The 14,071-nt window shown below is 33.7% G+C and carries 19 protein-coding genes; 1 reads left to right on the forward strand and 18 read right to left on the reverse strand.

What is annotated here, in order from left to right:
- Window positions 1-169 precede the first annotated feature (169 nt).
- The 18 genes from MHB42_RS19190 to MHB42_RS19275 all read right to left on the reverse strand — a co-directional run bounded on the left by MHB42_RS19190 (window position 170) and on the right by MHB42_RS19275 (window position 11,496).
- Window positions 170-712 carry an SF0329 family protein gene (locus MHB42_RS19190; RefSeq protein WP_340808176.1) on the reverse strand — a complete coding sequence of 181 codons (543 nt, stop codon included), beginning with the start codon at window positions 710-712 and terminating at the stop codon, window positions 170-172.
- Between the two features lie 117 nt (window positions 713-829).
- The gene (locus MHB42_RS19195; RefSeq protein WP_340808177.1) at window positions 830-1,231 is read right to left on the reverse strand and encodes a DUF4279 domain-containing protein; all 402 of its coding nucleotides are present in this window, start codon (window positions 1,229-1,231) and stop codon (window positions 830-832) included.
- Between the two features lie 19 nt (window positions 1,232-1,250).
- On the reverse strand, window positions 1,251-1,640 hold the full coding sequence (locus MHB42_RS19200; RefSeq protein WP_340808178.1) for a DUF5071 domain-containing protein: 390 nt from the start codon (window positions 1,638-1,640) through the stop codon (window positions 1,251-1,253).
- Complete coding sequence (locus MHB42_RS19205) at window positions 1,637-2,149, reverse strand: YcxB family protein (RefSeq protein WP_340808179.1); 513 nt, start codon at window positions 2,147-2,149, stop codon at window positions 1,637-1,639. The genes MHB42_RS19200 and MHB42_RS19205 overlap by 4 nt, the downstream gene beginning before the upstream one ends.
- A 71-nt stretch (window positions 2,150-2,220) precedes the next feature.
- The gene (locus MHB42_RS19210; protein WP_340808180.1) at window positions 2,221-2,556 is read right to left on the reverse strand and encodes a hypothetical protein; all 336 of its coding nucleotides are present in this window, start codon (window positions 2,554-2,556) and stop codon (window positions 2,221-2,223) included.
- Window positions 2,557-2,651: 95 nt separating this feature from the next.
- Window positions 2,652-2,858, reverse strand: a complete 207-nt coding sequence (locus MHB42_RS19215; protein WP_340808181.1) for a hypothetical protein — start codon at window positions 2,856-2,858, stop codon at window positions 2,652-2,654.
- A gap of 64 nt (window positions 2,859-2,922) precedes the next feature.
- The gene (locus tag MHB42_RS19220) at window positions 2,923-3,582 is read right to left on the reverse strand and encodes a hypothetical protein (protein WP_340808182.1); all 660 of its coding nucleotides are present in this window, start codon (window positions 3,580-3,582) and stop codon (window positions 2,923-2,925) included.
- Window positions 3,583-3,601: 19 nt separating this feature from the next.
- On the reverse strand, window positions 3,602-4,867 hold the full coding sequence (locus MHB42_RS19225) for a hypothetical protein (RefSeq protein ID WP_340808183.1): 1,266 nt from the start codon (window positions 4,865-4,867) through the stop codon (window positions 3,602-3,604).
- A 109-nt stretch (window positions 4,868-4,976) separates the two neighbouring features.
- Window positions 4,977-5,858, reverse strand: coding sequence for a M23 family metallopeptidase (locus MHB42_RS19230; protein WP_340808184.1), 882 nt, complete (start codon window positions 5,856-5,858; stop codon window positions 4,977-4,979).
- Between the two features lie 31 nt (window positions 5,859-5,889).
- Window positions 5,890-6,252 carry a hypothetical protein gene (locus tag MHB42_RS19235; RefSeq protein WP_340808185.1) on the reverse strand — a complete coding sequence of 121 codons (363 nt, stop codon included), beginning with the start codon at window positions 6,250-6,252 and terminating at the stop codon, window positions 5,890-5,892.
- A 34-nt stretch (window positions 6,253-6,286) separates the two neighbouring features.
- Window positions 6,287-6,622, reverse strand: a complete 336-nt coding sequence (locus MHB42_RS19240; protein WP_340808186.1) for a hypothetical protein — start codon at window positions 6,620-6,622, stop codon at window positions 6,287-6,289.
- 22 nt (window positions 6,623-6,644) lie between these two features.
- Window positions 6,645-7,073, reverse strand: coding sequence for a hypothetical protein (locus MHB42_RS19245; protein WP_340808187.1), 429 nt, complete (start codon window positions 7,071-7,073; stop codon window positions 6,645-6,647).
- 142 nt (window positions 7,074-7,215) lie between these two features.
- Window positions 7,216-7,527, reverse strand: a complete 312-nt coding sequence (locus tag MHB42_RS19250) for a hypothetical protein (RefSeq protein ID WP_340808188.1) — start codon at window positions 7,525-7,527, stop codon at window positions 7,216-7,218.
- Window positions 7,528-7,556: 29 nt separating this feature from the next.
- Window positions 7,557-8,426: a TnsD family Tn7-like transposition protein gene (locus MHB42_RS19255; RefSeq protein WP_340808189.1), complete on the reverse strand. Its 870-nt coding sequence runs from the start codon at window positions 8,424-8,426 to the stop codon at window positions 7,557-7,559.
- Window positions 8,326-9,435 (reverse strand): TnsD family Tn7-like transposition protein, encoded by a 1,110-nt coding sequence (locus MHB42_RS19260; RefSeq protein WP_340808190.1) that lies wholly within the window; start codon window positions 9,433-9,435, stop codon window positions 8,326-8,328. The genes MHB42_RS19255 and MHB42_RS19260 overlap by 101 nt, the downstream gene beginning before the upstream one ends.
- 4 nt (window positions 9,436-9,439) lie before the next feature.
- A complete protein-coding gene (locus MHB42_RS19265; protein ID WP_340808191.1) occupies window positions 9,440-11,035 on the reverse strand; it encodes an AAA family ATPase in 1,596 nt (531 codons plus the stop codon).
- The gene (locus MHB42_RS19270) at window positions 11,025-11,381 is read right to left on the reverse strand and encodes a hypothetical protein (protein ID WP_340808192.1); all 357 of its coding nucleotides are present in this window, start codon (window positions 11,379-11,381) and stop codon (window positions 11,025-11,027) included. The genes MHB42_RS19265 and MHB42_RS19270 overlap by 11 nt, the downstream gene beginning before the upstream one ends.
- Complete coding sequence (locus tag MHB42_RS19275) at window positions 11,332-11,496, reverse strand: hypothetical protein (RefSeq protein ID WP_340808193.1); 165 nt, start codon at window positions 11,494-11,496, stop codon at window positions 11,332-11,334. The genes MHB42_RS19270 and MHB42_RS19275 overlap by 50 nt, the downstream gene beginning before the upstream one ends.
- Window positions 11,497-12,019: 523 nt before the next feature.
- Between MHB42_RS19275 and MHB42_RS19280 the strand changes: the two genes are divergently transcribed.
- The gene (locus tag MHB42_RS19280; protein WP_340808194.1) at window positions 12,020-13,993 is read left to right on the forward strand and encodes a DEAD/DEAH box helicase; all 1,974 of its coding nucleotides are present in this window, start codon (window positions 12,020-12,022) and stop codon (window positions 13,991-13,993) included.
- The last annotated feature ends 78 nt before the right edge of the window (window positions 13,994-14,071 follow it).

Below are 14,071 nucleotides of genomic sequence, written 5' to 3' on the forward strand. Positions count from 1 at the left end.
AAAAACCAAAAATTAGATTTTGTTTAGGACTATCTTTTTCAACCATAAAAAACCGAAAGTCTGCTGTAGCGATTCAGAAAACTTCGGTTTGAGAATGTTATTTTATTTAAGAGTCGATATTATTATATCGAGACATAACGAGGACAAGATTTATGTAAAAGCTAACCGTTTAAGAACAATCGGAAGCAATATGCATGTTTTCTGCCTGACAACGTAATTTATAAAAATATCTAACTAATTCATGTTCTCCTAAAATAGATACTTCCATATTACGTAATGTTCTCTTTCCTACTCTGCGGTCTAACAAACAGAGTATTTTAATTAGGATATCAGATGACTTTAGGGATTCTTCAATGGGTGAGTTAAAATATTCTTCTAATGCTGAAAAGAAGTCGTATTGAGCAAAGATACCTTCCTTTTTCAATTGTGTGTGGGCTTGATCTTGTATGAATCTATTTTTTGCTACATCATCATAATCAAAATCGTTCAGGTTCCTTCTTATATCTCTTTCTCTACGATACTCTTTCATTTCTGCTGTAATTGTACACATACTTAATTTTTCTACTTTATCAACAGTAATAACGGCTCTACCTAACCTATCATGTGCTTTTCGATAATTAATGACTTGAAAATCCACCCTTGAATGTAACGGCTCACAGATAAAATTTTTTAATTGTTTCTTTGCTTTACTCCATTTAGGCTGATATAACAATTAACCATCTCCTAACTTCTACAAACTCTTGTTTCTCCATATCTTCATCCAATAAAATGTCCTTTTACTTCGGAAGACCACCCATCTATACCAACTTTTTATCATATACCAAATTCATCAGCTATAAATATATTGGGCAAATTCAACTTCTGCCCCTATGGAATCGGTAAAGCGGATAAATCTACTATCTAAGTACATAACTGGTGTTTCATGATTTTCAATGTTAGTAACAATGACAAATCTATAAGCTAAATCATATTTCTTCTTTAATTGATTTAACTCCTCTTCTTTACCCTCCAATTGTCCCAGAACGAAATTTAACTGTTTATTTATATCAAAGGACTCTTCGTAACCTGTACCTAATTCCCATTCAGTACCGAGTCTGAATAGTGTTTCTGTTGTAATGACAATCTTATTTAATGCTCTTGTAGGTTTTATCCCTAATGTATTTGTAAAATCCTCAACTGAAAAATCATCTGCCCACACAAAAAAATAAACTTTTACATTCGTCTTTTCCATCTATACGCTCCCAAAAGGTTCATTCAATTGTTTGTAAAATTTCAATGGCTATTTCATCAAGTTCTTCTAACTTTTCTCCTGCTGTTGGACTTTCAATCAGCCTAATTAAATCACCTTTAAATGACTTCCTTAATTCATTTGGTAATCTTTTGACCAAAATTTCCAAGCACCAATGCTTCCAGACGTTATCATTCGTGGCTAAAACCACTTTAATTAGAAGAACGATTTCATTCGGAAACATAAGTAGTAGTTCCGCTACTTCCTCCGCTATCGGCCAGTTCATGTCCTGAATCCATTCCAGCAAACCAGGTAACAAAGGCAAAAGTTCTTTTCTATTCAATTTTTTTAATTGGTTCACTCGTTCAAAGTCATGCTTATTTCTTGGCAAGTATTCATCGGAAACACTCATTTTTGCACCTTCGATTTAAGATAAGTCTTTATTTCCTCTACGTCATCTAACTCTCTTTTTGGAAGGATGTATGCACTTACCGAGCTGTTATAAAGATAGATGTTATGTTTATCCTCGCTTAGAGTTTGAATACCGAACCAACTTACCTTTGTTTCACCATTAGAAGTCGCATCGATGATTCCTTCTTCTGATAAAATCATATGATGTTCACCTAATAAGCCATCATTCTTGCCCTCTTTTATCATTTTCTTCGTATTTCGGATAACATAAGAATAGAAATATTTTGGATAGAAAATAATCCACAGAATACTTACTACTAAAAAGGTAATGAATACCCCAAGAAAAGACATGCTCCCGACTTTGGAAAATACAAAGGATGCAATGATAAAGATGATAGGCGTTAAGAATCTTTGCATATTCAATGTTCTTTTGACCGCTTTTGAATTTTTTACGTGAAACATATTAAAGTTTAAATAATCTTCTTCTGTTAAGTTGTATCTTATCTCCATTGGAATGCTCCTTTTATATTCTTTACAAGGAAAATTACTATTGTTTGTGAAAATTCCTTTAACACTTACCTTTATAAATAAATGGCAACTGATATTAAAACAAGAATAAACACACTTTTGATTTTGCTTTTCTTCCACGTATCAAATGCCGAAAAGAATCCGCCCAAAGCAAAGAAAACGAGTCCAATCATCTCAATTATACTTACTGAGAATAAAAAACCTAAATGTGCCAGAAAAGCTCCTATTACGATAAAACCAATTGTAAAAATAAAACGAGCTGACTTAAAATCATTGAATGCTGATTTTCTATCATCCTTATTCATCTTTAAATAAGCCCTAACAACCATAAAAGTTGGTATTCCCCATATAATGATAAAAGGTACAAGTGAATCACTATTTACGCTCAATACTTACGTCTCCCATCCACTATCAGCTTAACATTCAACTAAGAATTATCTTAGAAAAATCGTTCCTGTTCCTTATAGAAACGCTCCTGTAATCTTTATCCAAAATTTCTATCTAAAAAAAGCAGTAGATAACTACCTGCACAAAGAAATAGTGCAATTCGAGTGATAACATAAATTGACAACTCAAATGCAGTTAGTTTTCTTTCTCTCTTAATTTTTTTTAAGTGTCTATAATAATAGAATGAGCATAGGAGTAGGACTATCGCTGATATTTGGAAAACACTTTCTAAAAGATTAACCAAAACATCATCTCCTTACATGAATAAAATATTTGTTCTTTCTAATTCTTCGGTTAGAAACATTGACCTATAAAGTACGTGTATTCTTCCCTTCAATTAATTGAAAATGAATATTGCTCGATGCTCCTCCGTCAATGTGTTTAGGAACATCTGATAAATCGAGTAATTCCTTCAAATGAATAGACTTTTTACGATTTGCCTCTATTGTAATACGATATGGGCCAGCTAAATTCATTAGTGACTCCATCCGTACCCCATCTTCCATATAAAAATAGGAATCCAGAAATTCCAATTCAAATGATACGTCTTTACCGCTCCGATTATGTAACACAAAATCACATTCCCCATTCAATAAGTCTTCGCCTACAGTATCAAAATTGCAATTGCCATTCCCATCGTATGAGATAGCTTTAATGCCACTTGCTAACGTTTCTTGGTACATTGCGATTAAAAGATTTGGCAAAATTGCATATATGATTACAGCTATTATAATTGTCCGAAAGCGATATTTCTTCATACCATAGAAAATTAAAATCATGGCGATTATAAACAAAATCGATCCAATAATACCAATGGGAATAAATCCATCTTGATTGCGAATTGGAAACGACATAAATGTGGAACGTGCTTCTAACATTACGTTATTAGGAAACGGAAAATATAAATACATACATATACCTAAAATCACAACTGAACTAATGAGTGCCACTTTACTTCTTATCTTCATATTCCTCCTCCCTATTAAACTATAAATTATCTAACGCTATCACTTCCCCATTTGATGCATTCACCCCATACTTGCAATCTAATTTCCCGCATAAAACGTATTGTTTTTGTTTAAATTCATACACATAGTAAGATTTTAACTCAAACAAGTTTTTCAGTTTTTCATATGCTTCTTCTTTTGTAATTGTTACTTTATCAGGTTCTTGAAAGTCGTCAAAAGTTTCCAACATCGGTTTACTATCCATATAATTTACAACTTGAAAACTTTTTGGATCTATGAAGACCTTTATTTTCCGCTGAAATACACGGACATCCTGAATATTCGCTTTCAATGTAGCGTGAATATACCCTTTATCACGATAACAGTGTTTTAATACCCAATTCCCTGATTCACTTGGATATTCCTGCCGTAAAAGATTTTTAACTGCTATCATACATTTCTCTTGTTCTATCTCTGTAATGGGGAATGAATCAGGAGATGGCTCACATGAAAATGCTTGTTCTGCTGTAAGATCTTCAATCCATTTGATTTCTTTCCGTTCAAACGGTTGATTCATTGGTTCATCCCAATAAATTGTTTGATCGATTTTCAAAAAATAATTTTCATCTGCAAAAACCTCATACGGAATCGTTGTTGCCCCATCATTTGTAACAAAAATCTCTTCCAATGCATATATAGGGTATAATTTTTTCTGTTCATAGGAAGGATATTCGATCAACTTCAATTGTTCCTTTCCCAAATCTTCTAATCGATCAAGAGAAAGAGCATATTTTTCTACCTTAATTAGCTCTTTTGAAGGAAATTGACCATGCATTGAAAACATAGTGAGCTTCCTTTCTTCGTTAAACTCGATGTCAATATATCCAGGTGGTGAAACGGCAATACCATCAAAACACGACATAAAGTAAAGTTCCCCTTCATCTTCTCGTATCAATTGGAATTGTTCCCCATATGTTAATGCTGTTTCGCTCTCAATCCATTTTATAACGGCTTCCTTATTAAGATTGCTAAATGTAATCCCATCTTCTGCATAAGGCTTACCTATTGTAAAAATACGTTCAAATTTAAGACTTTTCAAGTTGATTTCAAAACTTACTGTCCCCTCTGGATTTAGTCCATCATCCTCTTGTACAGCATCATTAGGGAACCACTCCATGGACAATGTATAAATTGTCTCATTGAAGATATCTACACTCCGATAAAACTGATGTTCATGTAAATAATAGTGACTTAGTCCGAACTTTTTCTGCGTAAACTCAACTAATTCTTGTATTCTTAAATCCATTCGCTATGACCTCACTTGCAACTTATTTTGAAACATTCAGATATCTGTATCAATAACTACAGCTTTACTATACTTTTGGGAAAATTAGAAAGTTCTTATACTAAATAGTTTAATTATATGGTCTAACAACGTCTCCTTGGATTGGTTCAGATTCGCCTTCAAATTGGATACGAACAGATTTACCAGTATAATAATCAGAAGAATCCATTACTTGAAAGTGCAAATGAGGCTCTGAGGAATTTCCAGAGTTTCCGCATAAACCGATGACTTGTCCCTTTTGTACCCTTTCTCCAACCCTTATAAGAATTGAATTTTTCTTTAAATGTGCAAGCATACTAAATTCATTATTTGGATGTTTAATCACAACACAATTTCCTTCTGGCTGACTTTCATCCATATCACCTGGCACATTGTCCTTCACACCTTCTACAACTTTTACAACCTCACCATCCGCAGGAGCAACTATTTCTTTATTAAAAGCATAATAGTTTTCATTTTTAGTAGGTGCATCACGATAAGATTGACCATCTTTCATAATGACCAAATCATATGCATATCTCTGGGACTCATAAACATAGTGATAATTAATAAATTGATTGGTTCCTCCCCAAAAAACAAACCATTCTTCTTTTATTGGCATGATATAAGTATTCTCAGTGTATCGGTTATCACTTTCTGGATAAGAAACAAATGGGGCAAGAAGCAGACTTTGAATGATGTAATCTCCATCAAATGCTACACTAATTGCCTTTTCCCTCTCATTGTCTAACCATAAAAATTGCTCAATATGTTTACTTAAACGGTTACTCATTTCTAAGTTATACTGCTTAACTTCAAGATTAAAAGACTCTCCTAACTCTATCAATTGCCCCAATGTGACCATTTGTTTAAATTCCTCAGAAGTTTGTTGATATATAGTGGAAAACTCCCCATTTAAAAAACTTTTTCCAAATTCGTCAGGAGTAATCCTTTTTTCTTTTCCCTCTTTCATAAATATCACCTCATATTTTATTGTCCTCACTCTATCTAAAACCGCTTTTCCTGTTTGCATAAGATTTCGCACTGGTAGATGGTATGAACTTTATATGATATCTACCGCCAATTTCTTGTTTTACCCCTTTTGTTAATGAAACTCCTATTTGATTAAATTCATCTTCCAGTTCCATTCCATTAGGGAGCAATATATCTTTGTTCCAATCAATCCATTCTCCATACTTTGTTGCCCAAGACAATAATTCCTCTGTTAATCTTTCTGAGATCGGAACTTCTTCTAAGTCGAGATTGCAACCGCACCTACTACACCAAATTGGATCGGCTCCAACATCCCCTTCTATTTTTAATTCATTTGTTTCTCCACTATCACAACAACAGTTCAAACAATTCACCTCTATTCATTTATAAATATGATGATTTAGGGAATTACCTAAGTTTTTTAACAAGCACATGTGGATGATAAATATTTACTCCTTCTTCGTCAAAAACGACTCCTTGATCCATGTTTTTCCCTGTATAGGGAAGTTTTAATTTATGAAATTGATCCTCTTCATCTTCTTCCACTAAAAGAACATAGGCTTCATAACCTTCTCCATCTGTCGGGGATACATTTGCTATTGCTTGCTTTGATTTCAGGGCCTGATCTATGGCGTTTCTAAGCTCTAATAACCCTTCTTTATTACCAACTATATATGCTTCCGAATGCCAAGAATCTTGTGCATACAAATGTAATATATTCGTACCTTTTAGTTCCCAACTCATAATCATTTACCTCCATTTTTTCCTATTGTTCCGTAAGTATTAATTCCCTGAGTTGATTCGTAGCCTTTGACGATGTTAGATACGTTTCCCCTTCTCCTACCATGTACATAAGGGTACTTTTTTCATCTTCCTCTCCCAACCATAAGTGAATGGCATGCGTAGGTAATCCGCCCTCATATTCAACCATTACATTATAATCAGGGTTTGTTTCATTGATATTTGATTGTTGTTTAACGGCGGTTCTTATCGCTTTTTCAAACACTTTAATTGCTTGTTCGTCTTTGAATGAAAAAATAATGTCTTGATTCATGTCACCAATTCCACCTGATTTAGATACGTTGACTTCTCTAACCTTTTCATCTAAAAGCACCATCGTATTTTCTTGGCTATTTTGACAACCAACAATTAAGGATAAACCTACAAGCAATAGCAAAGAATATAAAATTCTCATTGTTATCTCTCCTAAAAATCTGTTTCACTACTTATCTACGAATCACCGATTATATCGGTCTCACTTTATTTTGGCAGTTAGCAAAAAAAGCGTCTCCACTCATAGTAGAAACGCTATCTTGCATAATACAGATTAAATTTACTTATGTGATCTTTTGGATAATTCCATTTGTGATTTTTTGCAATATATGGTTCAAAGTGAATACAGCAAGCCACAATACTATCATTACTACCGCAAAGCGAATAATTAATATCAGGAATCCATTTTGAAAAGGTTCCGTCAAAAATGAACCACCGTAATGGATACAAATACCTGCAACAATTGTAGTCATGATATAGGAGATTAAAACGCCTATTTTCTGCATTTTGTTAAATTTTTCGAGGGCTTCACTGTGTTTGGATAGAAAATAGATGGCTACTGCAACAAAAGCAATTATTGAAAATATGTCGTTCATTGGAATCCCCTCCTGTCTGTTTCAGTTTATCAAGCATTGGTAATATCTTCAATTCCTTTATCAACTTCTTCCTCATATGTAGCTAATCTTGCTTCTATGAACTCATTATGATTCTCTTCATTTTTTATTCCCGCTTTTCTTAACACCTTCCACAGCACTAATTCGTCACCATTCCTCCTCATTTGTTCAATTGTGTAAGCAATCCTTCTTTGCTGAAAAAGTTCAATTGTTTCGACCTTTCCATTTAAAAATCCTTTTGTTTTTGGTAATTTATCTAATTTCTTTTCTAATAATGCACGTTTCCCTATCAAATACCCAACTTTACTAATCGTAATTCGAACGGGTTTATTTTCTGGATTCAGAAGATCCCCAACAACTTTAGTTACTTGTTCCAACACCTCTTCATCCCGTTTTTTCCAGTCAATTCTTGTAGTTGATGTTCTTTTAAGGGGATTGGGACTATTTGCTTTCAACCATTCCTTGTCATTTCTGTAAAGCCTCATATAAAGAGCTTTTTCAACTTTCCTTAGTTGTTTAATAGTTTTTTGTGGATGCTTCCTTTGCAATGATAACCAAATTTGGCGATCTTCCTTTAGAGGATTAATTTTTTGTTCAATGTTCAACTTACCGTTTTTATCAACATTTAGGAATCGCTTTATTGTATTTGGATCTGCCCCCAGTTTTCGAGATAGCTCTCTCAATCCAAAACCCCTCTGCGAAAACTCTTGTAACTTTGATTCCCATAATGATCCATAAGATTTAACTCTTGTTCTTCGGAATTTATCATCTTCATTTTGATCAGGCCCTCTCCTCGTATAAATAAATCCACACTTCGGGCATTCGAATGTTTCCGATGGGCTTTTTTGTTTTCTCGCATAGAGTAATAGATACGTTTTCAATTATTGAAACATTAAAGTAATCACAAACAATATTCTGACATATATAGTTTGGTTGACCAAATGGCTTATTCAATTCATTGTTAAAAACTTCTTCTACTGTAATGTGTAAAGCTGACATTACTAAAAGATGTCTTAAAGGATGAAATGATTTGCGGTTCTTTTGAACGATAAGCGAAAGCCAATCCTGTTCTCCTTTTATTGGAGAACGAAACAGTTGCAGTGTTTCTTCACTATAAATAGTCAGAAAATAATCTCTCCATGCTTTTTGTTTAACACGACCAGTGTAATAAGCCAAATTCAATTCCGCTAACTTATTACTATATTTTTGATCAAACCAATTTAACGGATGATGTTGAAATGGCTGATTCATAAGTTGTAATATACCTTCCTTCAACTTTTTACAATGCTCTATGTATTCCGATATTGTTTTCTCGGCAACTCCATCAAGAACATTCTTTTTTGCAGAACAATTCTCTACTGTAGGAACCGCAAATCGATGTTTATTCGATCCCACCACTTTAATGCTACTGTCATAAAGAGGAGTAAAGTGCTTTAAACAACAGTTTACGCCACTTAACTGATGGCTCCGATGCCAATACAATTCGCCATAAGTCTCCATATCTTCTTTATTACATTCGTTGCAATAACGGAGAAATTCGTTTTGTGGTACTCCACTTGCATTCAAACCTGATTGAACGTAAATTCCTTTACCATCATCGCTACACATAGCTTGATATATACTATCTGCCTGATCATATAGAAATGCTGTATGAAATAAATATAAAGTATGCTGATGAATTAGCTGTTCCTCATTCATTTTTGAATATGGAGGTAGATTTTTAATCAGTGAATCAATACCCGAAGGCAAAGAAATCGAAGCGGTTAGACTTCGATTAGAAAAAAGATCATCCAGAGTGCCTTTATAACTGATATTCCCACTTCTTACAAAGTATCTTGAACATAATGAAAATAAAAGTTCATCTGGATATGGAGTTGGGAAGAAAAGCATTATGTTAAACAACCTCCTTAATTTCCTTGATAAATCCAGATGCTTTTAAAGAAGCATAAGCAGTCAGTTCCTTCTCCTTACCTTCTTTTACTATTGTTCTTAGGTCATTTGCTGAATTTTCCTTTGTTACTTTAGTACCTTCATTCTCTACAATTATTTGTACCGAATACTGATATGCACTTTTCACTAACTCTTGTATCTCTGTAAAAGTTTGCGTTTTGTAAACTTCATTAATTGCTTTTTTGGCATTTTCCTTTGACAGTCCAAGCAAGTTAAGCCGAAACAATGCTTCCTCTTTAAGTTTTGTACTATCAATTGACTTTTGTTTATTTTTCATCGCTTTGATAAAGTCATTTTTCTCTAAGTCAATCCGTTCTCTCTCAACCGCTTCTTGAAAAGGAAAGTAAATATCTTCGTACCGAGCAATTTTACTCATATCACCTGACTTTAGAGCTTGTAACATAGGTTGAACGAGTTTTAAGTGATCCCTTGCTACCTGTCTAATAAGGGGAACAGTAAGAGTTTCACTACCTGTGGAGATAGCTCTTATTTGTGATAAAGAGAAGAGTTTTAAGCAGATATCGATAATTCCCTGGCTCTCTTCATATAGCACATTGGCAATTTCATCAGTTAATTCCACAGGGTTTCTAACCCATTGATATTCCCACATGGACTCCAAAAACAATCTCCAATAAGCATCGTTTTCCATTCTATCCATAATTAAATCACCTTGGCCGCTTCCTCTACGTGCCTGTCGAAACTCTCTTTGTAGAACATTCATAGCAGACGGTGTTCCAATTAAAATCAATGGTATCCCTATTATGTTGCTAAGGGTTGTAAAGAAGTTGAGCATCAGCTTAGAACCCGTACCTTTTAAGCTCAAATGCTGAATTTCATCTATACATAAAATTCCACAAGAGATACTATTACAAATTTGTGTCATAATAGGCATTAATGTATTAACGGATAACTTATTAGAACGACCAAACTTTTCAAAATAATTTGTTCCCAAAATTCCATCAACCGTTATGAAAAACTGATTAACCAATCCTTTTACCGATCCATCATGGGGACATTCCAGACGGAGCCAAACTAATTGTGTAAAAGGAAAATCCTTCCCTTGGTAATTAGAATGAGTGATAACTTGTGGGAGTTGGTCAAGTAATTTCGCTATAGCGGTACTTTTGCCTGTTCCACTTGGCCCAATTATTGTAAAGCCTTTTGGAATAGAGCGATTAAACCAATCCTGATCAATTGTATTCTTTATATGTTCATGCCCTTGAATCAAGGATGTAGCGTAGGAAGGACTAAATGGATTTCTTGCTAAATAACCTTGCCTCAATATCCTTGACAATCTTGACTCCAAATCAAGGTGATAGGGAAGAACCTGAAAAAGTGAGAATAGTCGTTGAATAATATGAAAACGATAATGGCTATCCAACTGTCTTTCATTTTCATCGAAAGAAGGATAATAACTTAGTTTTTCAACCACTTCTTGCTTTGAGAATATAGGCGGGAGTGCTTCAATCAAAGGATTGCCTTTATATTCCTTGACCACTTGTTCGTGGTAATAAGCATGAGTAAATTGATTATTCTTCACGTTTAGCCATTCCCTTCTTTTGCATATTTTTTAGTAAAAGTAAATCATCATTAGACATTCCACTCATTGGAATTACAACTGCTCCTGTTCCTCCCGCTTTCTTTTTAGGATTCTGAAACTCTTGCTTTTCCTGCTGATATAGTTTTTCTTGCTCCACTTTGCGATGTTCCTTGATGTCTTTTATTCTTTTATTGTTGCTCTCCTTTACTCCCTCCGCCTTTGCCTCCTTATCAGCATTTTTCACAATCTTTTCTACCGCTTCTATAAGGTCTACTTTGGCTTTTAATTCATGTTGCCTATATCCCTGCTCTATGCATAAAGTATAGCGGTCTTGCTTTCGTATCATTTAGAGCTTCACCATAGGTTTCATCTAATTGTTGAACACTCTGTTCATCGCTTATATCTCCTCTATAAGACTTTATTTTCTCAATTACTTCATCCACTTTAGAACGATCTGTCATCTTAACTAAAAACCTACGAAATTCATCTTCACTGAGATAGTTTTCACACTCACGTATTATTTTATAAAAGAGGGCGTGAGGTCATGTGGGAGAAGGGATTGAGGAGATGGGGGAGCTTTGCAAGGGAGAGTTCCAAAGGCACATAGTAGACGATAAGGATTAAGGGGAATAGAAATTAAGAGGAATTAACGTTGACAATAGGCAATAATAACATTATAATATGAATTAAATTTAATATATTGTCTGCAAGTTCATATTTTATTTTTTATTTACTAATTTTTTATTTACTTTTTATTTGACTTTTATACAGCCGTATAAGGCTGATTTACTTAGATTTACATTTTTTTGCAGATTATTTCTTCTACTTTTTGCTGTGGGATAAGTATGTCCTCAGACATTTGTAGAATATGGAATAATTCTGTGATTAATCATGTGAAACTAAGTAAATCAGTCTTTTTTGTTTTTCCAAAAATTGTAACGGATAAGTAAAAATACAGCTATGAATGAGTTGGAGGAAAATAGAATGAAAAATTTTAGAACAAGTAAGTATTCAGGTGTTATTCAGGTTCGTGAAGAAAGAAATCCCATTGAGCCATATGTACATCAAAAGGAAGCATTACAAGCATTAGACAAAAAGTTATTAAATAATGAGGCGGTAAGATTTGCAGGGCTTGTCGTGTTACCCACTGGCGGAGGAAAAACACAAACGTCTGTCCAATGGGTGCTTAGAAATGTTATAAATCAAGGTAAAAAGGTGCTTTGGATTGCTCACAGACAGGAGCTTTTGGAACAAGCCTTATCATCTGTTAAAAAGAATGCTATTTCAATATTAATTAATAATAAAAAGCAATTTAATTACAGAATCATATCGGGCAAACATGACAAATGTAGAAATATTAGTAGAGAAGACGATTTTTTAATTGCAAGTAAAGATAGTTTATACAGAGGTAGTGATCATTTAGAGCAAAATTGGTTGAAATATCATGATGATGTTTTCCTTGTAATCGATGAAGCTCACCACGCTACAGCAAAGACTTACAGAAAGATAATTGAGGTAATAGATAAAAGAGCGGAAAGATTTAGAATATTAGGCTTAACGGCGACACCGTTCAGAACTGTTGAAGAGGAAAAGGGATTATTGAAAAAGATATTTAAGGATGACATTATCTACCAAGTTGCATTAAGAACACTTATTAGCAGAGGAATCCTGGCAAAGCCTATTTTTAAAGAATTGAAAACTTATATTAGCATGAGAGCAGAATTGAGCGAAAAAGATATAAAAGCTATTGAAGCATTTGATAGTATCCCCAAAGAAATTGCCGAGCATATTGCTGAAAATAAGATAAGAAACAATAGGATTGTTCAAGCGTATGTGGATAACAAAGATGAATACGGAAAATTGCTTGTGTTCGCTGTTAATAAACTTCACGCAATTGAACTTAATAAATTGTTTAATGAAAGAGGGACTAAGTCTGAGTATGTAATTTCATCTGATACCGATATAGTAGACGATGAAGGTCTTTCCAAGACAAATAAGGAAACTATAGACCGATTTCGAAAGAATGAATTCGATGTGTTAATTAATGTAAATATCTTAACAGAAGGCACAGATATACCAAATATACAAACTGTTTTCTTAACACGACCAACCACTTCTGAAATACTAATGACACAGATGATAGGAAGAGGGTTGAGAGGTGTAGAAGCAGGAGGAACTGAGAAAGCATTCATCGTTAGTTTTGTTGATAGCTGGCAAGATAAGATTCCTTGGGTTAATCCGACAAAACTATACGAAGGTGAAGGGATTTGGAATGATTCTATCAACGTTAATTCAAAAAAAGTAACAAGACTAATCCCACTAAAGAAAATAGAAGAATTCATTAAAATTGCTGATGATTCAGTTGATACCACTGAATTAGAAAGAATGGATTTCATAAAAACTGTGCCAATAGGTTTCTATTCCTTCTCATTGCCAACATCTTCCGAAAACGGTGAGGAGATAGAAAAGAGTTGTGAAGTGCTTGTCTATGAGAATACACAGAAGGCATATCAAACATTAATGGAAACATTACCGAAATGGTTTGAATCAGGGGAATTAGAAAAATTGTTATCTTTAGAAGAGGATTTGGATTTGAGTGACCTAAGTATTGCACAAAAATTCTTTAATGAATTAGATATTATTACAGACTGTGTGATTGAAGATTTAAAGGATATTATAACATATTATTCATTAAATCTTACTGAACCACCATTCTTAGAATTTAAAGATAGAGATAAATATGATATTTCTGCGGTTGCTAAATATATTTATTCTAACGAATTGGGAGGAAGGAGGAAGAAAGAATATATTGATAAAGTTTGGGAAGAGGAAGATCATTTTAAAGAATATTTTGACTATAATAAACTGCCTTTCAGAAAATGTATTGATAATGAGATCTTAAAATTAGAGGAACCAGAGATTTATTTCTATACTCCAAAGGAAAAAGCAGTAAGTTAGTGGTTTCAATGCTTGAAGGGTAATACAAGGTACGGCATCCAAGCTATTGTCTCGTTTCTATTTCCATTATAAAAAAGA

The sequence above is a fragment of the Lysinibacillus sp. FSL K6-0232 genome (assembly GCF_038008325.1).
In the GTDB taxonomy this organism is placed as follows: Bacteria; Bacillota; Bacilli; order Bacillales_A; family Planococcaceae; genus Lysinibacillus.